The organism is Sphingomicrobium nitratireducens (assembly GCF_026157035.1).
Classification (GTDB): domain Bacteria; phylum Pseudomonadota; class Alphaproteobacteria; order Sphingomonadales; family Sphingomonadaceae; genus Sphingomicrobium; species Sphingomicrobium nitratireducens.
The window spans coordinates 125,843-146,626 of record NZ_JANJZA010000001.1; the positions used below are offsets into that span (position 1 = coordinate 125,843).

Genomic DNA, 20,784 nt, shown 5'->3' on the forward strand with positions numbered 1-20,784 from the left:
TCGTTCTTCCGTTTCGTCGATTTCAAACGTCCCGTCCGGCAGCGATCCGCCGGTCGGGGCCGGGCAGGCCGATCCAGTAGCCGAGCTCGGACAGGGTTTCGATCCCCCATGCGCACAGGTCCGCCGCTCGGCCCGGCGCGAGGCTGCCCACCGTGTTGCCCAGCCCGAGCGCGCGCGCGCCATTGGCGGTCATGCCGAGGATCGCTTCCTCGGGGCTCAACCCGAACAGGGTGCACGCCATGTTCATCGCCAGCTGGGGATTGAGCAGCGGGCTGGTACCCGGATTGCAGTCGGTCGCGATGGCGATCGGCACTCCATGGTCGCGCAGCAGTTCGACCGGCGGCAGCTTCTCTTCCTTCAAGGCATAGAAAGCGCCGGGAAGCAGCACCGCGACCGTCCCCGCCTCGGCCATCGCCTTGGCGCCCCTGGCGTCGAGATGCTCGAGATGGTCGGCCGACAGCGCCTTGTACTTGGCCGCCAGCGCCGCGCCCTCGCTGTTCGACAATTGCTCGGCATGGAGGCGCAGCATCAGCCCGTTGGCGCGCGCCGCGGTGAACAGTTTCTCGATTTCGGCGGTGGTGAAGGCGATCCGCTCGCAATAGGCGTCGACCATCGTCGCGAGCCCCTCGGCAGCCACCTTCGGGATCAGCTCGCCCGTCATCCGTTCGACGAATTCGGCGCGGTCCACGTCCTTGGGCAGCGCGTGCAACGCCAGCAGCGTCGGCACCACGCGCACGCCCGCGTGCCCGTCGAGCGCCTTGGCCACGCGCAACATCTTCAACTCGGTCTCGACGTCGAGTCCGTAGCCCGACTTGACCTCGATGGTCGTCACTCCGCCCTTGCCGAGCGCCTCGAGCCGCCGCTTCGCCGAGGCGAGCAAGTCGTCCTCGCTCGCCGCGCGCGTCTTGCCGACCGTAGAGACGATCCCGCCGCCGCTCTGGGCAATTTCCTCGTAGGTCGCGCCTGCGCGGCGCATCGCATGCTCGTCCGCGCGGGTGCCTCCGAAAACGAGATGCGTGTGGCAATCGACCAGGCCCGGCGTCACCCAGGCGCCGTCGAGCGCCGTGACTTCGCGCGCGCGAAAGCCCGCCAACTCGGTCCGCGGTGCGACCCGCACGATCCTGCCGCCGTCGATCCCGATCGCCGCGTTGCGGATGATCCCCAGGGGATCGCCCGGCGCGGGGACCATGGTGGCGACATGGCAGTCGGTGATGAGGCGATCCCACATGGAGGATGGCGATGCGCGCTGGCCCTGCTATTCGTCAACCCATGAGCTGGCCCAACTTGAACGACCTCATCGTTTCTCCGACCGACGACGCGCCGATCGGCCTCGTCGGCGCGCCCCTTTCCGCAGGCTCGGTGACGCCCGGCCGCTGCGACCTCGCGCCCGCCGCGCTGCGCAAGGTGCTGCCGCGCATCGGTCGCTACGACATCGACGAAAGCGTCGAGCTCTCCAGCCGGATCGCCGATCATGGCGACGTCGCCATCGCGGGGCTTACCATCGAGGAAGCGACCGACCCGATCCGCGGCGCGGTCGAGACGTGTGTCGCCAAGCACGACCTCACGCTGCTCGTCGGCGGCAACAACGCGGTCACCCGGCCTGGCCTCCACGCGCTCGGCCTCCCGCTCGAGAAGATCGGCCTGATCACGCTCGATGCGCATTTCGACATGCGCGAGACCGGCATGGGCTTGCGCAACGGCAACCCCGTGCGCGCGCTGCTCGAGGACGGGCTGCCGGGGAAGAACATCGCGCAGGTCGGGCTTGCCCCCTTCGCCAACAGCCAGGCCATGCATGCCGACGCGCTCGCGGCGGGCAACCGCGTCGTCACGCTCGCCGACATCAATGCGCACGGCATCGACCAGGCCGTGTCGATCGCGCTCGCCCATGTCGCCCACTGCGAGGCGGTCATGATCGACTGCGACATCGACGTGATCGACCGGTCGCAATTCCCGGGCGCTCCCGGCGCGCGCCCCGCGGGGATGCAGGCCGCCGACTTCTTCCGCGCCGCGCGCCTGCTGGCGGCCGAGCCACGCGTGAAGCTGATCGACCTCACCGAGTGGGACCCGCCGCTCGATGCGACCGACCTTTCTAGCCTCGTCGCAGGTCGCTGGCTCGCCGAAATCCTGTCTGGCTTCGAAGCGCGCTGACCCCCTGAACGAAAAGGGCGGCGCCTCTTCGGACGCCGCCCCTCTGGTGACGAAGACGACCGCCTCAGTCGTCGTCTTCGTCGAGCCCGTCGATCTTCTTGATCGCATAGGTCCTGCCGGCATCCTTCTCGCCGCGGGCGAGCGCGAACACCACGCCCGACAGCGCCGCCAGCGCGACCAGGTTGGGAAGCGCCATCGCCGCGTTGGAAATGTCGCCCAGGCGCCAGATCAGCGTCAGGTCCTGGCTCGCGCCGACATAGATGACGAAACACCACAGGAGCCGCCACAGCACGTGCAGCGTCTTTTCGCCGCGATGGGTTGCGCCCGGGATGCGGTCGTAGACGAAGGTCAGCGCCCGCTCGCCGTAATAGCTCCACGTCAGCAGCGTCGTGAACACGAACAGGATCAAGGCAACCGAAGCGATCAGCGTCCCGATCGGGATCCCCGCGACCGGCAGCGGAAAGGCCGCCGCGAACGCGCCCGAGGTCATCGCGAAGCCGCGAAGGTCGGACTGCCAGGCATGCTTCACCGCTTCGCCATTGCCGACGAAGTCACCTTCGACGGTAAGGATGACGAGCGCGGTCATGGTGCAGATGACGATCGTGTCGATAAACGTGCCGAGCATCGCCATGCGGCCCTGCTGGGCGGGATCGTCGGTCTGCGCGACGGCGTGCGCGATCGGGGTCGAGCCCTGGCCGGCCTCGTTCGAGAACAGGCCGCGTGCTACGCCCGCGCGCACTGCCATGATGATCGCCGCGCCAAGGAAGCCGCCGGCGGCCGACTGGGTCGAGAAGGCCCCGCCGAAGATGCGCCCGAACGTCTCGGGGATGTCGCGAATATCGAGCAGGATCGCGAGCAGCGCCATGATCAGGTAGGCCGCGGCCATGAACGGCACGATCTTCTCCGCCACCGCGCCGATCGACTTGATGCCGCCGATGATGACGATGAATACCGCGATCGCGACGACCGCGCCCGACAGCCATTCCTCGACGCCGAACAGTTCGCCCATGCTGTCGGCGATGCTGTTGGCCTGGATGCCGTTGCCGGTGACCAGCGCCGAGAACAATGTTCCGACGCAGAACAGGATGGCAAGCCAGGTCCATTTCGGCCCGAGCCCCATCAGGATGTAGGTCATCGGGCCGCCGCGATACGTCCCCGCCGCGTTCTGCGAACGGTAGCGGATGGCGAGGCTGCCTTCGGCGAAGGCGAGCGCCATGCCGATCAGCGCGGTCACCCACATCCAGAAGATAGCGCCCGGCCCGCCCAGCGCGATCGCGGTGGCGACGCCGGCGAGATTGCCCGTGCCGACCTGCCCGGACAGCGCGGTCGAGAGCGCCGCGAACGGAGAAATCTCTCCCGAACCCGACCCCTTGCGCCCCTTGAACAGCCCCTTGAAGGCCGACCCCAGCCCGAGGATCGGGTAGAAGCGCAGGCCGATCATCATCCACAGGCCGATGCCCAAAAGGACGATCACCATCGGCGGGAACGGGATCACTTCCTCGCCCTGCCATGTGCCGCCCCAGATGAAGTCGCTGACGTTGGTGACTTGGTCGATCATGGTCATGAAGTTGCGCCTCCCCCAGCGCGCGAATGGACTTGATGGGCACGATAACGCGTGGAGGGCGCGAGGCAAGGCACGAGATGGAGGGCTGACAGCCTGCACGCGGCCTGTCAGGCTGATGCCGCCAACACAGGGAGACCGATATGAGCCGCGCCATCCGGACCGAACGGGACGAGCGATATCGCCGATCGCTCGACGACAGCGACCGGTTCTGGCTCGGGGAGGCCTCGAGGCTCGACTGGGCGCGCAGGCCGAGCAGGGCGGGCGACTGGTCGTTCGATCCGGTCGACATCCGATGGTTCGAGGATGGCAGGCTCAACCTCTGCTACAACGCGCTCGACCGCCACCTGGAAGCGGGTCGCGGCGACAGTGTCGCGGTCCATTTCGAACCCGACGATCCCGAAGACGAAGCGCGCGCGCTGACCTACGCCGACCTCCACCGCGAGGTCGTGCGGATGGCCAACGCCCTGAAGGCGATCGGCGTCACCAAGGGCGAGCGCGTCACCATCTACATGCCTATGGTCCCCGAAGGCGCCGCCGCGATGCTCGCCTGCGCGCGGATCGGTGCGGTCCACTCGGTCGTGTTCGGCGGCTTTTCGCCAGAGGCGCTCGCCGGAAGGCTGGTCGACTGTGCCAGCCGCTTCGTGGTGACCGCCGATGCAGGCCTGCGCGGCGGCAAGACGGTGCCGCTCAAGGCCAATGTCGATGCCGCGCTCGCGAAACCCGGCGTCGATGTCGAGGCGGTGCTGGTCGTGCGCCATACGGGCGAGGACGTCGACTGGACCGATGGCCGCGACCACTGGCTGCATGAAAAGGCGAGCGATGCCGACTGCCCGTGCGAAGAGATGGCCGCCGAGGACCCGCTTTTCATCCTCTACACGTCGGGTTCGACCGGAAAGCCCAAGGGGGTCGTCCACACCACGGGCGGCTACGGCGTCTGGGCCGCGCTGACCTTCGCCGACGTGTTCGGTCACCGCGAGGACGACATCTTCTGGTGCACCGCGGACATCGGCTGGATCACCGGACACAGCTATATCGTCTACGGGCCGCTCCTCAACGGCGCCACGCAGGTGATGTTCGAGGGCGTTCCCAACTATCCTGATGCGGGGCGTTTCTGGGACGTCGTCGACAAGTATGGCGTGACCATCTTCTACACTGCGCCGACCGCGATCCGTGCGCTGATGCGCGAGGGTGACGGGCCGGTCACCAGCCGCTCGCGCAAGAGCTTGCGCCTGCTCGGCACGGTCGGCGAACCGATCAATCCCGAGGCGTGGCGCTGGTATCACGACGTCGTCGGCGACGGCCGCTGCCCGGTGGTCGACACGTGGTGGCAGACCGAAACGGGCGGAGTCATGATCACCACGCTACCCGGAATCGAGGCGAAGCCCGGCGCGGCCGGTCTGCCGATGGTCGGGGTCGCGCCCGAACTGGTCGACCAGGAGGGCGGCACGCTCGAGGGCGAGGCGGAGGGCAACCTCTGCATCACCCGCTCGTGGCCGGGGCAGGCGCGCACCGTCTACGGCGATCACGAGCGGTTCGTCGCGACCTATTTCTCGACCTATCGGGGCAAGTATTTCACCGGCGACGGGTGCCGCCGCGACACCGACGGCTACTACTGGATCACCGGCCGGGTCGACGACGTGCTCAACGTGTCGGGCCACCGCATGGGCACCGCCGAGATCGAAAGCGCACTGGTGCTCCACCCGCGCGTCGCGGAAGCCGCCGTCGTCGGCTACCCGCACGACATCAAGGGGCAGGGCATCTACTGCTACGTCACGCTCAAGGCGGGCGAGGCGGCAAACGAGGCGCTTGAGGCCGAGCTGCGCCGCCAAGTGCGCGGCGAGATCGGGCCGATCGCCACCCCCGACCACCTCCATTTCACCCCCGCACTACCCAAGACGCGCTCGGGCAAGATCATGCGCCGCATCCTGCGCAAGATCGCGGAGAACGAGTTTTCGAACCTGGGGGATGTCTCGACGCTGGCCGATCCGGGCGTGGTCGACGCGCTGATCGAGGGGCGGCGGAACCGGTAGGGCGCCCGATCGCCAAAAAAATGGGCGGGGGCACGATACGCATCCCCCGCCCGAACTGAAACTGACCGAGGCGTGATACGCATCCCCGGCAATTTCGGTGACCGGGGATGGTACGCAGCCCCGGCCACCGATGCCGCGGGAGGAGAGGAAGCAACAACCTCCCCGACCCGCGGCCCCCTGTTTGCTAGATATCGCGCGAGAACAGCATCGCCCGATATCCGCGGTACACCCGTTCGTCGAACGGGTGGAACCCGAGCTTCGTCGCAATGTGGATCGAAGCGTCATTCTTGTGGTGGACCAGGCACACCGTGCGGCGGCTTCCGGTCCGCTCGGTCACGAAGTCCAGCGCCGCCCGCGCCGCCTCGCTGGCGTAGCCGCGACCCTGGTAGGGGCGGGCGATCGTCCAGCAGGCCTCGGGATGCGCGTCGAAGCGGTCGCCGAGCTGGCGGCGGAAATCGCCGAAGCCGACTTCGCCGACGAAGCGGCCGCTATCCTTCTCGAACACCGCGAACAGGCCGTGGTCGAGGAGCACCCAGTGGCCGACATGGCGCAGCAGGCGGGTGAAGATCTCGTCGCTGGTCATCGGACCGCGCTCGGAATAGGTGAAGGCGTCGGGATCGCTCAGCATCATCGCATAATCGTCGTAATCGTCGAGATGCAGCGGACGCAGCACGAGCCGTTCGGTCTCGATATAGCATTCGGCGAACATCAGGTCCTTGGCGAGGTCCTTGGTCAGCGAACGCATGTTCGAATGGGCGATCATCGCGGAAAGGCGCGGATCGGCAGCCATCGAGGTGAGACCCAGAGGCGCCGCGGACGGCCCTTCATTGGTGAACGCGGACCGTCCGCAGGTCTTTTCCTTAAGCAAGGCGAGCCTCCTGCGCCTGGGCCGAGTTGTCGAACAACACGACGGTTCCGCCGAACGCGCTCAGCGTCACGCAGAGCGCCAGGATCAATGCGGTCACGTTCTTAAACATCTTGCGTCTCCCTTTTCGCCTCGGCGGTTTTTCGCTTGTGCGGGTCATCGCCTTGGCAAGATCAGGGATACGCCCCCCGGCGGATTTGATCCTGACGAGGGTCTGGAAAGATTCTGACTCAGAATCTTTTCACAGAGCCGTTTTCGGGCCTAAAAGGGGATCGGGTGGGGCGTGCCGAGGGGGCCGCGGCCCCAAGGGTGCTCGGAGTATATGGCAACGCGCGACGCGGAAGACCTCAAGATCGGCGAGTTCGTGATCGACCGGAACGACGAGCGGCTGTACGGGCCGCACGGGCCGGTCAAGCTCGGCAACAAGGCCTATTGCGTGCTGCTCGCGCTGGCGGAGCGCGACGGCAAGCTGCTGACCAAGGACGCGCTGTTCGAGACGGTGTGGGACGGGATGGCGGTGTCGGAATCGGCGCTGACCACGACCATCCGCGAATTGCGCAATGCATTAGGCGACGATTCCAAGACCCCGACCTATGTCGAGAGCGTCTACGGGCGCGGCTACCGCCTGCTCGCCCCGGTCGAGAACGTGCCCGCGGGCTTCCGCCCCGACCCGATGATGTCCGCGTCCGCCTTCGAGAACCCGGCCGGCAATCCGCCGCGCGTCATCGTCGGGCGTTTCAAGGACGAGGTCGTCCAGCAGGACCACCCGTTCGCCGCCGACGCGATCCGCGAGGAAGTGCTGCTCGGCCTGTCGCGCTTCCGCGAGATCGAAGTGGTCGCCGAACAGCTCGACACGATTCCCCCGCGCGATCGCCACGGGCGCGACTACAAGCTCGACGCGACTTTCCTGCCCGACGGCGAGGGCGTGAAGATCGTCGCGCGCTGCAAGCGGCTCGGCGACGGGCGCATCGTGTGGGCGGAAACCGTCAAGCTGGCCGATACCGGCATGCAGATGGGCGTCGAGACGATCGTGCGCCGCATCGTAGGCGCCGCGCTCCCCGCGCTCGACCAGGATCTCTCGCTCGGGCTCGATCAGGCAGGCGACACGCTGTTCGACCGTTACCTGAAGGCCAAGCGCCAGTCGTTCGAGGCGCACAGTGCGCACGATGCGCGCCAGTCGATGGCCAAGCTCGAAGCGATCATCGACGAGCAGCCGAGCTTCGCGCTCGCCTATCCGCCGCTGGTGCGGCTCTACAATATCGACCTCGGCTACAACGCGCTGGGCTGGAGCGGGCCGGAGCAGCGCCAGCGCGCGCTGTCGCTCGCCAAGTCGGGGCTGGCCGCCGACCGCAGTCACGTCCACGCCTACACTGTGCTCGGCTTCTGCCACCTCTACAATCGCGAGTTCGACCAGGCCGAGGGCTGTTTCGACTATGCGTTCGAGCGCAATCCATTCAATCCCTCGCGCCTCAACGAGGTCGCGGCGGGCAAGGTCTATCTGGGCGACTTCGACGCCGCGCACCGGCTGATCGAACAGTCCAAGGGCATCCAGCCGTTCGCCGACGATCCCAGCCACGAGGATCTCGGGCGCCTGTGCCTGCTCGAGGGCGACTGGGACAATGCCGACCGCAATTTCCGCCGCATCGCGATCGCCTCGATCTGGTCGCAACTTTACGCCGCGCTGTGCCGCCTGCGCTTCGACAAGGACGAAGGCGCCGACCGCATGGCGGCCTGGAAGCGGCGCGTGCACGAGAACTGGCACCGCGACGAGCGGCCCGGCAACGAGCGCATCTTCGCCTGGTTCGAGGATCACCACCCGTTCAAGAACGGCGCGGGCAAGGTGCTGATCGACGCCGCGCAGGAAGCGATCAGCGAAATCGACTGACCCCGTCGAGGAGGCCCTTGTAGAAGAGGGTCTCGGGCGGCGCGTGCGTGGCGGGAGCCGGAAGCTCGCCGCCGAGTGCGACATCGAGACAGGCGAGCGCGTCGCGCTGTTTCAGCGGCACGTGCAGCGCCTCGATCCGCGCAAGCGTCGCGGCATCCGCCAGGCCTGCCGCTTCCGTGCGCATCTGCGGCCAGTCGCGATCGACGTAGAAGATGTCGTGCCAGCACGTCCGCAGCGCGCGAGCCTGCCCGGCCGTCACGGCTCCCGACCGCACGGCTTCCACCAACGTTGCACGCACTTCCACCATCGGCACGCTCACCGCCTTCCACCCGATCCGCGCGTCGCCGTGGACGAGCGCGACCTCGTCGTCGCCGGTCAGTAGTCCGTTCGCATAGGCCCGGTAGATCGCGCCGACCCCGACCATGCCGAACGGAGCCAGTTCGACGGCGCGTAGCGCGCCCATGCTCGAGGCGCCGATCACCCGCGTGCCCTTGGCCATCAGGCCGAGGATTTCCTTGTGGAAGGGCGCGGGCACGCTGTCGAAGAGCCCGTCGATCAAGCAGACGAGGCCGGGCGGATCGTCCAACAGAGCTGCAAAGTCGCCCGCGCGCGCCGGCGGTCGCCACTCGAACGCTGGATTCTCGGGACGCGAGTCGGGCGGCAGCGAGGGACCGGCAAAGACGATCAAGGCCGCCTCCCCTTCCTGAGCGTCCCCAGCCCCGGCACCGTCACGCGCACTGTCGTAAAGCCATGCGCATCGCGCAGCGGGACGACGAACTGATCCGCGAACCCGCGCTGCGCCAGCCGGTCGGACAGGGCCTGCCAGTCATCGGGCCCTGGCGGGATCGCGCCGAACGGCTTGCCGTCGACATTGGACGCGGGCGGCGGCGCAAGGAGGAAGCCCGCGCGCACCGCTTTCTCGTAATGCTCGGGCAAGAGGTCGTCGCGCGCGCCCGCGATATAGGTGGCGCGGCCCTGCAGCGCCTCGGCCAGTGCCTGGAACAGCGCCTGCTCGGGATCGGCATGCGCCGCGTGGCCGAGCAACGAGGCATAGGCGAGCACGCCCTTGCCTTGGTCGGCGAGCGTGCACGCGATCACCGGCGTTCCGGTCAGCGAGGGAAAGTGGAAGACGCGCAGGCTCGCGCCCGCCTGCTCCAGCCGCTCGCGCAGTGCGCCGAACCAGTCGAACGCGATGCTCGACAGCGTGATTTCCTGTTCGAGCCGGAAGAAATCGTCGGCGCGGGTAAAGGCGGCACGCGCGTCGCGCTCGACCAGTTCGGACAGGCCGACGCGGATCGCCTCGTCTCGCGTGGTGCCGGTCGCGACCCCGGCGCTGGCGCGCTCGAAATCGGTCGGGAAGCCGCGCGTGAAGTCGAGCGAGACCGTGTCGAACGGAAGAAATGCCTCGCCGCTGCCCAGTCGCTCGGCCTTTGCCCAGCGATAGGGTCGATCAGGCGATGGCGGCGCGTCGGGATCGCGGGCGAGCCCGGTAAGATCGGCGGGGCGCGTGACCGGATCGAGGTCGTTCCAGGCGGCGGTCGGGCCCTCGCCCTCGAACCGTTCGGCTGCATCGCTCTCGACGCCTTCGAGGAGCGCGCCGATCTGCGCGGCGGCATGGGTCGCGCCCTTGCCCTGGTGGACCGAAAGCGCGCGGCTCATCGGCCTCACCGCCTGCCAGACAGGAAGGCCGATACAATCGAGCCGGGTCACGTCGGCCAGCCGCGTGACGCCCGCTTCCACCGCCGCGCGCCGCGCGGCGGCAAGAAGCGTGTCGGGCGGGGCCGCCCGGCTGGTGTCGGGCGGCCCGATCAACTGGCCTTAGGGCCAGTCGCCGGTGTTGATGGGGCCGAGAACCTTGGCATCCGAGACCTCGCGCACCTCGAAGGCTCCGGCCTCCGCCTCGGCGGACTCCTTGTTGCCCTGGTTATAGGCGTCCTTGATCTTGTCATAGCCGGCGATCTTGTCCGGATCGCCGCCGGCCGCCTTCTGATCGTAGACCAGAAGCTTGGTCGTGACGTAATAGGTATCACCTTCCTTGATGATGAACCTGTTGGTTTTCTTCGGCATATCGCCCTCCATCGCGTGGTCCCTTTCGTCGCGAAGCGCGCCTTATAACAGAGTTTGTTAACGCTGTAAGCGGCATCAGCGAAAAATCACCTTTTTGCGGGACTTCTCTCTCTGGAGAACGGCCCGTTTGACGTCGATCAAACCGCTTTGCCGCGCGTCCGCCTAGTCCGTTGCGCAATCAATTCTCCGCGGGAAGGGACTCGGCATGGACACGGCATTTACGCGCAGCTTCGGCTGGCTCGTCGCGGCGATCGCGGCGATCCTCGTCGCGCTGTTCGCGCGCGACGGGCTGTTCGGCTTCCACATGATGGTCTTCGCCGCTGCCGGCATCGTTGCCGCGCTCGCCAGCGCCAACCAGATCGGCCTGCTGCGCCCCAGCGCCCGCGACCTCGAAAGCCGCTACGACGACCAGCTCATCCGCATCGGGGTAATCCTCACCAGCTTCTGGGGCGTGGTCGGATTCCTCGTCGGGATCGTCATCGCCGCGCAGCTCGCCTGGCCGGTGCTCAACCTCGGCATCGAATACACCACCTTCGGCCGCCTGCGCCCGCTGCACACCAGCGCGGTCATCTTCGCGTTCGGCGGCACCGCGCTCATCACCACCAGCTTCTACGTCGTCCAGCGCACCTGCCGCGCGCGCCTCGCGCTGCCCGGCCTCGCGCGCTTCGTGTTCTGGGGCTACCAGCTATTCATCGTGTTGGCCGCGACCGGCTACGTCCTCGGCATCACCCAGTCGAAGGAATATGCCGAGCCCGAATGGTACGTCGACCTGTGGCTGACCATCGTGTGGGTCGCCTATCTCGTCGTGTTCGTCGCGACGATCATCAAGCGCAAAGAACCCCATATCTACGTCGCCAACTGGTTCTATCTCGCCTTCATCCTGACGGTGGCGATGCTCCACGTGGTCAACAATCTCGCCATGCCCGTCAGCCTCGTCGGCACGCGCAGCTATTCGCTGTTCGCGGGCGTCCAGGACGCGCTCACCCAGTGGTGGTACGGGCATAACGCGGTCGGCTTCTTCCTCACCGCGGGCTTCCTTGCGATGATGTACTATTTCGTGCCCAAGCAGGCCGAGCGCCCGGTCTACAGCTACCGCCTGTCGATCGTGCACTTCTGGAGCCTGATCTTCCTCTACATCTGGGCGGGCCCGCACCACCTCCACTACACCGCGCTGCCCGACTGGGCGCAGACGCTCGGCATGGTCTTCTCGGTGATGCTGTGGATGCCCAGCTGGGGCGGCATGATCAACGGGCTGATGACCTTGAACGGCGCGTGGGACAAGGTGCGCACCGACCCCATCATCCGCATGATGGTCGCAGCCCTCGCCTTTTACGGCATGAGCACCTTCGAGGGCCCGATGCTGTCGATCAAGGCGGTCAACTCGCTCTCGCACTACACCGACTGGACCATCGGCCACGTCCATTCGGGCGCGCTCGGCTGGAACGGGCTGATCACCTTCTCGTGCCTCTATTTCCTCGTTCCGCGCCTGTGGGGCCGGACGCGCCTCTATTCGCTGCGGATGGTCAACTGGCACTTCTGGCTCGCGATCCTGGGCATCGCCATCTACGCCGCCTCGATGTGGGTGGCGGGCATCACCCAGGGCCTGATGTGGCGCGAATATGGAGACGACGGCTTCCTCGTCTACGCCTTCGCCGACGTCGTCGCCGCGATGAACCCCTATTACGTCATGCGGCTCGCCGGCGGCCTCATCTACTTCAGCGGCGCGCTCGTGATGGTCTTCAACATCTGGATGACCATCAAGGGACGCCTGCGCGACGAGGCGCCGATGACCGACGCCCCCTACGACGCGGCCGCCGACCGCCCCCTCCCGCAACCCGCCAAGGCCTGAGGATCGAGCCATGCGCCAGAGCATCGTCAACAAGCACAAGAAGCTCGAGAAGAACGTCACGCTCCTCGCGGCGGCCAGCCTGGTCACCGTGGCGATCGGCGGGCTGGTCGAGATCGCGCCCCTCTTCTGGATCGACAGCACGATCGAACGGGTCGAGGGGGTGCGCCCGCTCGCGCCGCTCGAGCAGGCCGGCCGCGACATCTACATTCGCGAAGGCTGCTACACCTGCCACAGCCAGATGATCCGCCCGTTCCGTGACGAGGTCGAACGCTACGGCCATTATAGCCTCGCCGCCGAGAGCATGTACGACCACCCGTTCCAGTGGGGCTCCAAGCGCACCGGCCCCGACCTCGCGCGGGTCGGCGGACGCTACTCGGACGAATGGCACGTCCAGCACCTTGAAGACCCGCAGTCGGTCGTCCCGGAATCGGTGATGCCGCAATATCGCTTCCTCAAGGATCGCGACCTTCGCATCGACGGGTTCGGCGACAATCTCGCCGCGCTCGCCGCGGTCGGCGTGCCCTATGACGACGAAGCGATCGCGGCCGCCGAGGACGACATGCGCGTCCAGGCGACCGGCGAGGGCGACGTGACCGGGCTCGAGTCCCGCTACCCCGGCGCCGAGGCGCGCGACTATGACGGCAACCCCAAGAGGGTGTCCGAGATGGACGCGCTCGTCGCCTATCTCCAGCAGCTCGGCACGCAGGTCGATTTCTCGAAGGTCGAAGCGCAGGAGCTCGCGCAATGAGCTACGAGACGCTCCGCCATTTCGCCGACAGCTGGTTCCTGCTGGCCATGCTCCTCCTCTATCTCGGCTTCGTCGGCTGGGCCTTCCGCCCGGGCAGCAAGCACGCCAACCGGCGCGCCGCCACCAGCATCCTCACCGAAGAACAGAAGGACCAGGCCGATGGCTGAGCAGCGCATCGACGAACCGACCGGCACGCAGACCGTCGGGCACGAGTGGGACGGGATCGAGGAGCTCGATACGCCGATGCCGCGCTGGTGGCTGTGGACGCTCTACGCGACCATCATCTGGGGGATCGGCTACACCGTCTTCTACCCAGCCTGGCCGATGATCGAACAGGCGACGAAGGGCGCGCTCGGCTGGTCGAGCCGCGAGCAATTGGCCGCCGAAATGGACGCCGCTGCCGAGGAAAAGGCCCCGCTGACACTGGCCATCGCGCAGATCCCGATCGAGCGACTTCCCGAGGACAGCCGCCTGCTCGCCGCTGCGGTCGAGGGCGGGCGCGCGGCCTTCAAGGTCAATTGCGTCCAGTGCCACGGCGCGGGCGCGGCCGGGTCGACCGGCTATCCCAATCTCAACGACGATGACTGGCTGTGGGGTGGCGACCTGAAGGCGATTCACACCACGCTCGAACACGGCATCCGCGAACCCGGCAACGACGCGACGCGGATGAGCCAGATGCCCGCCTTCGGGCGCGACGGCCTCCTCACGCGCACCGAGATCGAGGACGTGGTTAGCCATGTCCAGGTCATTGCGGGTGCGCGAAAAGCCGATGCCTCTGCGCGGCGCGGCGCGGCATTGTTCGAAACCAATTGCGCTGCCTGCCACGGCCCCGCCGGCAAGGGCGACCGCACGCAGGGCGCGCCCAACCTCACCGATGCAATCTGGCTCTATGGCGGCGACCGCGCGAGCCTGGTCGAGACGGTGTCGAATGCGCGCTACGGCATCATGCCGAGCTGGTCGAACCGGCTCGACCCGGTGACGGTCAAGATGCTCGCCGCCTACGTCCACTCGCTGGGCGGCGGCGAGGAATTCGTTCCCGAGGACGATTCCGCGGAAGCTGCTGACGCGGCGGGCAAGACGCCCGATCCGGTGGAGCAGAATGTCCAGCCTCGCTGACCTTACCGACCACGAGGTCAACCGCTTCTTCGAAGCGCGTAAGAAGGTCTTCCCGCGCGAAGTCGACGGCCCGTTCCGCCGCTTCAAGTGGGCGATCATGGCGGTCACGCTGGCGATCTACTATGTCACCCCGTGGCTGCGCTGGGACCGCGGTCCGCACGCGCCCGACCAGGCGGTGCTGGTCGATATCGAGGGCCGCCGCTTCTTCATGTTCCAGATCGAGATCTGGCCGCATGAATTCTACTACGTCGCGGGCCTCCTCATTATGGCCGCGCTGGGCCTGTTCCTCGTCACCTCCGCAGTCGGGCGCGCATGGTGCGGCTATGCCTGCCCGCAGACCGTGTGGACCGACCTGTTCATGCATATCGAGCGGCTGGTCGACGGCGGTCGGCGCGACCAGTTCAAGCTCGACGCCGAACCGTGGGGCGCGAAGAAACTCGCCAAGCGGTTGACCAAATGGACGTTGTGGCTGCTGGTCGCGATGGCCACCGGCGGCGCATGGATCTTCTACTTCGCCGACGCACCCACGCTCGCGCGCGACTTCGTCACCGGCGAAGCGGCGGGCGTCGCCTACGCGACCGTCGGCATCCTCACCGCCACCACCTTCATTTTCGGCGGATTCCTGCGCGAACAGGTGTGCATCTACATGTGCCCCTGGCCGCGGATCCAGACCGCGCTGATGGACGACAAGTCGCTGCTGGTGACCTACAAATATTGGCGGGGCGAGCCGCGCACGCGCGGCGTCAAGCGCGCCGCGAAACAGGTCGACGACGCCGCCGAACTGATGCCGCAGGGCGACTGCATCGACTGCCTCGCCTGCGTCGCGGTGTGTCCGACCGGGGTCGATATTCGCGAAGGCCCGCAGATCGGCTGCATCACCTGCGGCCTGTGCATCGATGCGTGCGACGAGGTGATGCGCCGCATCGACCGCCCGGAGAAATTGATCGGCTACACCACGGTCGAGGACGAGAAGCTCGCGGTCGAGGGCAAGCATCCGCGCCCGCCGCTCGAGCGGCTGCTGCGCCCGCGCACGCTTGTCTATTTCGCGGTGTGGGGCGCGATCGGGCTCGCCATGCTGTTCGCGCTCGGCAACCGCAGCCGGATCGAACTCGACGCGGGCCAGACGCGCAACCCGCTCTACATCACCCTGTCCGACGGCGACGTGCGCAACGGCTACACGCTCAAGCTGCGCAACATGCAGGCGCGTCCGCGCCGCTTCACCGTCGCATTGCAGGGGCTCGAGGATTACGAGATGTGGGACGACCGCATGCCGCGCGAGGATGCGGGCGCGACCCTGACCCTCGACGTTCCCGCCGACGCCGTCCTTCGCCGCACCGTCTATGTCGCCGCGCCCGCCACGGGCGAGGACAAGGAGCGCATCCTGTTCACCACGCGCGCCGCCGACGACGAAGGCGGCGAAGCGATCGCCGAGACCTTCTTCAACCGCCCGGGAGACCGCCCATGACCCACCGCTTTACCGGCCGTCACATGCTGGGCGTGCTCGTCCTCTTCTTCGGCATCGTCATCGCGGTCAACGTCTACATGGCGACGCGAGCGGTCGACCATTTCGGCGGGCTGGTGGTCAAGAACAGCTATGTCGCAAGCCAGAACTACAACGACTGGATCGCGGCAAGCCGACGCCAGGACGCACTCGGCTGGACCAGCCATGCGGGCCTCGGCGCCGACGGCCATGTTCTCGTCGGGCTCGAAGGCGCGGACAGCGCGACCGTCGAAGCGGTCGCACGGCACCGCCTGCGCGAAGCGCTCGACCAGCCGCTGACCCTGATCCAGACCGCGCCCGGCCAGTGGCGAAGCGCCGAGCGGCTCCCGGAGGGCCGTTGGCAGGTTCACTTGCGCGTCTCGGCGGATGGGGATGAAGCGCGCTTCATTCATCCTATATTGGTGGGATGACCGCCCCCCATCCGCCCGGCCCCGTCCAGTCGCTTTATGCAGTCGAGGGCATGCGCTGCGCGGCCTGTATCGCGCGGATCGAGCGCGGCCTGCCCGAAACGCCGGGGATCGAGGCCGCGCGCGTCAACCTGTCGGCGCGCCGCGTCCGGGTCGACCATGTCCCCGGCCTCGACGAAGCGATCATCATCGAGGCGTTCAAAGGCGTCGGCTTCGATGCGCACCCTTATGCCGGCGAGGAGGTCGAAAGCGCCAAGAGCGCGGAGACCAAAGCCCTCCTGAAATCCTTCGCGGTCGCGGGCTTTGCGACCATGAACATCATGCTGCTCTCGGTCTCGGTCTGGTCCGGCGCGGGCGGCATCACCAGGGAACTGTTCCACTGGCTCTCGGCGATCATCGCCATCCCGACCGTCCTCTATTCGGGCCAGCCTTTCTTCCGGAGCGCGCTCGCCGCACTGAGGAACCGCCGCACCAACATGGACGTGCCGATCTCGATCGGCGTGATCCTCGCCACCGCGATGAGCCTTTACGAGACGGTCACTGGCGGCGCGCACGCCTATTTCGACGGCGCGGTCATGCTGCTCTTCTTCCTGCTTGCGGGCCGGGTCGCGGATTCGATGATGCGCGCGCGGGCCGAGGGCGCGGTGACCGCGCTGATGAAGCGGCTCCCGCGCGAGGCGACCGTGATCGAAAACGGTCAGCAGGTCCGGCGCCCGGTCGCCATGCTGCTGCCCGGCGACCGAGTGCTGGTCGCGGCGGGAGAGCGCATCCCCGCCGACGGCACCCTGGTCGAAGGCCATAGCGAGGTCGACCGCTCGCTAGTGACCGGCGAAAGCCTGCCCGAGACAGTCGACGCGGGCGCAGAATTGCTCGCGGGCACGGTCAACCTCGCCGCGCCCGTGACGATGGAGGTCACTGCCCCTGCCGAGGCCAGCGCAATCAGCGAGATCGCCAAGCTGATGGAGCGCGCCAGCGAGAGCCGCTCGGACTATGTCCGCATCGCCGACCGCGCCGCGCGCCTCTACGCGCCCGCGGTTCACACGCTCGCGCTTGCCGCATTCGTCGGCTGGATGATCGCAGGTGTTGGCTGGCACCAGTCGATGCTGATCGCGATCGCGGTGCTCATCATCACCTGCCCCTGCGCGCTCGGCCTCGCCGTCCCGGTGGCGCAGGTGGTTGCCGCCAACGCGCTGATGAAGGCCGGGATCCTGGTGCGCGAAGGCAGCGCGCTCGAACGGCTCGCCGAAGCCGACGAGGTGCTGTTCGACAAGACCGGCACCATCACGCTCGGGCGGATCGACGCCGAGGGCCTCCCCACCTCGCCCGAACGGCGCGCGGTGCTCGCCGCGCTCGCTGGCGCCAGCCGCCACCCGCTCAGCCGCGCGGTCACCTGCGCGCTCGAGGGAACGGCGCAGGCCGACGTCGACGGCCTGGCCGAGCAACCGGGCCTCGGCATCGAGGCCAGCGTCGAGGGTACCAGGTGGCGCTTCGGCCGCCCCGACTGGGTCGGCACCGAGGCCCCCGACCACGCGACCAAGGCGCTCGCCGCCTTCGGACCGGTCGGCGGCGAGGCCTCGATCATCCTGTTCGACGATCACCTCCGCCCCGATGCCGCCGCCGCAGTGGCAGAGCTGGAAGCGCTCGGCCTTCCCGCCTCCATGGTGTCTGGCGACCACGAAGCTGCGGTCGCCGCGGTGGCCAACGCGGTCGGGATCGAAGGCCGCGCACGCGTCTCCCCCGAGGAAAAGGCCGCGCGGATCGAGCAGGCCGAAGCCGACGGCCGCAAACTGCTGATGGTCGGCGACGGGCTCAACGACGGCCCCGCGCTCAAACGCGCGCACGTCTCGATGGCCCCCTCGTCGGCCAGCGACGTCGGGCAGACTGCCGCCGACTATCTCTTCTTCGGCGAAAGCCTCTCGCCCGTCCCGCGCGCGGTCCGCGCCGCAAGGCGCACGATGAAGGTCATCCGTCAGAATTTCGGCATGGCGATCACGTACAACATCGTCGCCGTCCCGCTTGCGCTGATGGGCAAGGTCACCCCGCTGGTCGCCGCCATCGCCATGTCGGGATCGAGCCTGATCGTCGTCGCCAATTCGCTGCGCCTTGCGCGGGCGGCAAAGTGACCGTTCTCGCCACCCTCATCCCGATCGCGCTCGGGCTCGGCCTTCTCGGCCTTGCTGCCTTCTTCTGGGCGATGAAGCACGGCCAGTTCGAGGATCTCGATGGCGCCTCGATGCGCATCCTCATCGACGAGGACGACGAGCTGCCGCCGACCGTTTGACGCGGGTCAAGGCAGGAGCGCCCATAGTCGGGAAGAGCGGCAGCATGACCTATCATGCCGACCTCCTCGCACGCGCGGTGCCGCGCTACACGAGCTACCCGACCGCTGCCGAATTCACCGACGCGGTCGGCGGAAAGGCGCAGGCCGACGGCCTCGCCGCGGTCGGCGAACACGAGCCGCTGTCGCTCTACCTCCACATCCCCTTCTGCGAGAAGATCTGCTTCTACTGCGGCTGCAATACCGGCGCGGCCAACCGCCGCGCGCGCCTTGCCGCCTATCTCGACCGGCTCGGGGAAGAAATCGACCTTGTCGCGGCGCGGCTCGAAGGGCGCGGGCGCGTGGTCCGCGTCGCCTTTGGCGGAGGCAGCCCCAACGCGGTTCGGCCCGCCGATTTCGACCGCCTCTCGACCCGCTTGCTCGACGCGCTGGGCGGCGACAAGGCGAGCTGGTCGGTCGAGATCGACCCGCGCAACTTCACCGCCGAATTCGCCGCCGCGCTGGCCCGCGCCGGGGTACGCCGCGCCAGCCTCGGCGTTCAGACCTTCGACCCAGAGATCCAACGCGCGATCGGCCGCGAGCAGTCGTTCGAGACGGTCGCGCGCGCGGTCCACCTGCTGCGCGATGCGGGCGTCGACAGCCTCAACTTCGACCTGATGTATGGACTTCCCGGCCAGGACGAGACGCTCCTTGCGCGCAGCATCGAGCAGGCGCTCGCCCTCGCCCCCGACCGCATGGCGATCTTCGGCTATGCCCACGTCCCCGACCTCATCCCGCGCCAGCGCCGCATCGACGGTAACGCGCTCGCGCGCCCCGGGGAACGCTTCGCCATGGCCGAGGCGGCGCGCGCGATCATGGTCGGGCAGGGCTGGCAGGCGGTCGGCTTCGACCATTTCGCGTTGCCCGCCGACCCGCTTGCCGAGGCGGCGCGCATGGGGAGGCTGCGGCGCAACTTCCAGGGCTATACCGACGATCCGTGCGACACGCTGATCGGGATGGGCGCCAGTTCGATCAGTCGCTTCGCGAACGCGCTGGTCCAGAACGAGAAGAATAACGGGCGATGGGCGATGCGCGTCGCGAGCGGCATGCTGCCGGCGACGCGCGGCGTCACGCTCGGCCCGCTCGAGCGGCTGCGCGGCCGCGCGATCGAACGCTTCCTGTGCGACGGCGCGGTCAAGATCGCAGCCCTCCCCGATGCGACCGAGATCGCGGACCGCCTCGCGCCCTTCTTCGAGCGCGGCCTGCTCGAACGTCACGGCGGCGAGTGGCGCATTGCCGAGGCGGGCTGGCCCTATGCGCGCGCCATGGCCGCGACGATGGATCCGCACCGGCAGGTCTCGGCAAGGCGGTTTTCCAGTGCCGTCTAGAGCGCTGTTCCCCGCTGCAGCCGCCTCGCTCGGCATGGCGCTGATGCCATTCTCGATGTTGGGAACGGGACCGGCGATGGCGCATCGGGCCATGCCGGTGCGCGGCCATCATGGGCCCATGCACAAGGGACACCAGCCGGAACAGGGCGACGACGGCCCCATGACCGGCTGTCACGCCTGCTGCCTCAGGAAGAAAAACGTGGTGGAAGAGGGGGATGACAGCGCCGCGCCGTAGTGGCAAAGGCGGCTTATGGACGAGCCGCTTCCCGTACGCTGCCAGGACTGCCTCGTGCGCGACACGGCGCTATGCGCCTCGCTTTGCGACGCGGAACTTGTCGCACTGAGCCGCATCGGGCGGCGCAAGACGATCCCCGCGGGCGGCGTCGTCACCTGGGCGGGCGACGACAATGCGCTGTGCGCCAACATTGTCACCGGCGCCCTGAAGGTGCAGGCCGCGACCGCCGAAGGGCGCGAGCAGACCGTCGGACTGCTGTTCGCGGGCGATTTCGTCGGCAACCCCTTCACCGAGACCAGCGCGCTCACCACCGAGGCGCTGACCGAAACCGACCTGTGCATCTTCTCACGCGTCGCCTTCGAGCGCGTGCTCGACAAGCGGCCCAGGCTCGAACGCGCCTTGCTCGAGCGCACGATGAGAAGCCTCGAGGAAGCGCGCCAGCGCCAGCTCACGCTCGGCCGCAAGAGTGCCAAGGGCAAGATCGCGGGCTTCCTGCTCGACATCGCCGAAGCGCAGGGCGGCAGCGAGATCGAACTGCCCATCGCGCGCGGCGAAATGGCCGACTATCTCGGCCTCACCATCGAGACGGTCAGCCGCCAGATGACCGAGATGCGCGAAGAGGGGCTGATCGACGCCCCGCGCGGCTCGCGCCGCGTCACCCTGCTCGACCGCGAGACGCTGCGCGCGCTCGACGAATAAAAAGGGGACGCCGATCGCTCGGCGC

The 20,784-nt window shown here is 67.8% G+C and carries 20 protein-coding genes; 14 read left to right on the forward strand and 6 right to left on the reverse strand.

Translation table 11 applies throughout. From position 1 onward, the window contains the following. Nucleotides 1-22: 22 nt before the first annotated feature. Nucleotides 23-1,228 (reverse strand): imidazolonepropionase, encoded by a 1,206-nt coding sequence (gene hutI, locus NNY25_RS00640; protein ID WP_265569431.1) that lies wholly within the window; start codon nucleotides 1,226-1,228, stop codon nucleotides 23-25. A 41-nt stretch (nucleotides 1,229-1,269) separates the two neighbouring features. Between hutI and NNY25_RS00645 the strand changes: the two genes are divergently transcribed. Continuing rightward, the gene (locus tag NNY25_RS00645; protein ID WP_265569432.1) at nucleotides 1,270-2,148 is read left to right on the forward strand and encodes an arginase family protein; all 879 of its coding nucleotides are present in this window, start codon (nucleotides 1,270-1,272) and stop codon (nucleotides 2,146-2,148) included. A 64-nt stretch (nucleotides 2,149-2,212) separates the two neighbouring features. Here NNY25_RS00645 and NNY25_RS00650 read toward each other — a convergent pair whose 3' ends face one another. After that, entirely contained in the window at nucleotides 2,213-3,712 is a 1,500-nt protein-coding gene (locus NNY25_RS00650; protein WP_265569433.1) for an alanine/glycine:cation symporter family protein, read from the reverse strand. Nucleotides 3,713-3,852: 140 nt separating this feature from the next. On the opposite strand from NNY25_RS00650, the gene acs reads away from it, so the two are divergent. Continuing rightward, the gene (acs, locus tag NNY25_RS00655; RefSeq protein WP_265569434.1) at nucleotides 3,853-5,742 is read left to right on the forward strand and encodes an acetate--CoA ligase; all 1,890 of its coding nucleotides are present in this window, start codon (nucleotides 3,853-3,855) and stop codon (nucleotides 5,740-5,742) included. A gap of 184 nt (nucleotides 5,743-5,926) precedes the next feature. On the opposite strand, the gene NNY25_RS00660 is transcribed toward acs, so the two are convergent. After that, nucleotides 5,927-6,532, reverse strand: coding sequence for a GNAT family N-acetyltransferase (locus NNY25_RS00660; protein ID WP_265569435.1), 606 nt, complete (start codon nucleotides 6,530-6,532; stop codon nucleotides 5,927-5,929). A gap of 397 nt (nucleotides 6,533-6,929) precedes the next feature. Between NNY25_RS00660 and NNY25_RS00665 the strand changes: the two genes are divergently transcribed. Continuing rightward, nucleotides 6,930-8,492 carry a winged helix-turn-helix domain-containing protein gene (locus NNY25_RS00665; RefSeq protein WP_265569436.1) on the forward strand — a complete coding sequence of 521 codons (1,563 nt, stop codon included), beginning with the start codon at nucleotides 6,930-6,932 and terminating at the stop codon, nucleotides 8,490-8,492. Here the strand turns inward: NNY25_RS00665 and NNY25_RS00670 are convergent. From NNY25_RS00670 to NNY25_RS00680, 3 genes are read right to left on the reverse strand one after another with little or no spacing between them, the layout of a single operon-like run. Continuing rightward, the gene (locus tag NNY25_RS00670) at nucleotides 8,476-9,180 is read right to left on the reverse strand and encodes a TfuA-like protein (RefSeq protein ID WP_265569437.1); all 705 of its coding nucleotides are present in this window, start codon (nucleotides 9,178-9,180) and stop codon (nucleotides 8,476-8,478) included. The genes NNY25_RS00665 and NNY25_RS00670 overlap by 17 nt on opposite strands. Then, complete coding sequence (locus NNY25_RS00675) at nucleotides 9,177-10,304, reverse strand: YcaO-like family protein (protein WP_265569438.1); 1,128 nt, start codon at nucleotides 10,302-10,304, stop codon at nucleotides 9,177-9,179. Before NNY25_RS00675 ends, NNY25_RS00670 begins: the two co-directional genes overlap by 4 nt. Before the next feature lie 6 nt (nucleotides 10,305-10,310). Then, complete coding sequence (locus NNY25_RS00680; RefSeq protein WP_265569439.1) at nucleotides 10,311-10,559, reverse strand: hypothetical protein; 249 nt, start codon at nucleotides 10,557-10,559, stop codon at nucleotides 10,311-10,313. A 205-nt stretch (nucleotides 10,560-10,764) separates the two neighbouring features. On the opposite strand from NNY25_RS00680, the gene ccoN reads away from it, so the two are divergent. The 11 genes from ccoN to NNY25_RS00735 are packed head-to-tail and all read left to right on the forward strand — an operon-like array spanning nucleotide 10,765 to nucleotide 20,759. Beyond that, on the forward strand, nucleotides 10,765-12,408 hold the full coding sequence (gene ccoN / locus NNY25_RS00685) for a cytochrome-c oxidase, cbb3-type subunit I (RefSeq protein ID WP_265569440.1): 1,644 nt from the start codon (nucleotides 10,765-10,767) through the stop codon (nucleotides 12,406-12,408). A 10-nt stretch (nucleotides 12,409-12,418) separates the two neighbouring features. Further along, on the forward strand, nucleotides 12,419-13,156 hold the full coding sequence (gene ccoO, locus NNY25_RS00690; RefSeq protein ID WP_265569441.1) for a cytochrome-c oxidase, cbb3-type subunit II: 738 nt from the start codon (nucleotides 12,419-12,421) through the stop codon (nucleotides 13,154-13,156). Further along, entirely contained in the window at nucleotides 13,153-13,323 is a 171-nt protein-coding gene (locus NNY25_RS00695; protein WP_265569442.1) for a cbb3-type cytochrome c oxidase subunit 3, read from the forward strand. The genes ccoO and NNY25_RS00695 overlap by 4 nt, the downstream gene beginning before the upstream one ends. Then, the gene (ccoP, locus tag NNY25_RS00700; protein ID WP_265569443.1) at nucleotides 13,316-14,272 is read left to right on the forward strand and encodes a cytochrome-c oxidase, cbb3-type subunit III; all 957 of its coding nucleotides are present in this window, start codon (nucleotides 13,316-13,318) and stop codon (nucleotides 14,270-14,272) included. The genes NNY25_RS00695 and ccoP overlap by 8 nt, the downstream gene beginning before the upstream one ends. Further along, on the forward strand, nucleotides 14,256-15,737 hold the full coding sequence (gene ccoG / locus NNY25_RS00705; protein WP_265569444.1) for a cytochrome c oxidase accessory protein CcoG: 1,482 nt from the start codon (nucleotides 14,256-14,258) through the stop codon (nucleotides 15,735-15,737). The genes ccoP and ccoG overlap by 17 nt, the downstream gene beginning before the upstream one ends. After that, entirely contained in the window at nucleotides 15,734-16,183 is a 450-nt protein-coding gene (locus tag NNY25_RS00710; protein ID WP_265569445.1) for a FixH family protein, read from the forward strand. Before ccoG ends, NNY25_RS00710 begins: the two co-directional genes overlap by 4 nt. Then, entirely contained in the window at nucleotides 16,180-18,303 is a 2,124-nt protein-coding gene (locus NNY25_RS00715; protein WP_265569446.1) for a heavy metal translocating P-type ATPase, read from the forward strand. The genes NNY25_RS00710 and NNY25_RS00715 overlap by 4 nt, the downstream gene beginning before the upstream one ends. After that, nucleotides 18,300-18,461, forward strand: coding sequence for a cbb3-type cytochrome oxidase assembly protein CcoS (gene ccoS, locus NNY25_RS00720; RefSeq protein ID WP_265569447.1), 162 nt, complete (start codon nucleotides 18,300-18,302; stop codon nucleotides 18,459-18,461). The genes NNY25_RS00715 and ccoS overlap by 4 nt, the downstream gene beginning before the upstream one ends. 44 nt (nucleotides 18,462-18,505) lie before the next feature. Beyond that, a complete protein-coding gene (gene hemN, locus NNY25_RS00725) occupies nucleotides 18,506-19,825 on the forward strand; it encodes an oxygen-independent coproporphyrinogen III oxidase (RefSeq protein WP_265569448.1) in 1,320 nt (439 codons plus the stop codon). Next, nucleotides 19,815-20,060 carry a hypothetical protein gene (locus NNY25_RS00730; protein ID WP_265569449.1) on the forward strand — a complete coding sequence of 82 codons (246 nt, stop codon included), beginning with the start codon at nucleotides 19,815-19,817 and terminating at the stop codon, nucleotides 20,058-20,060. Before hemN ends, NNY25_RS00730 begins: the two co-directional genes overlap by 11 nt. 15 nt (nucleotides 20,061-20,075) lie before the next feature. Further along, complete coding sequence (locus NNY25_RS00735) at nucleotides 20,076-20,759, forward strand: Crp/Fnr family transcriptional regulator (protein WP_265569450.1); 684 nt, start codon at nucleotides 20,076-20,078, stop codon at nucleotides 20,757-20,759. The last annotated feature ends 25 nt before the right edge of the window (nucleotides 20,760-20,784 follow it).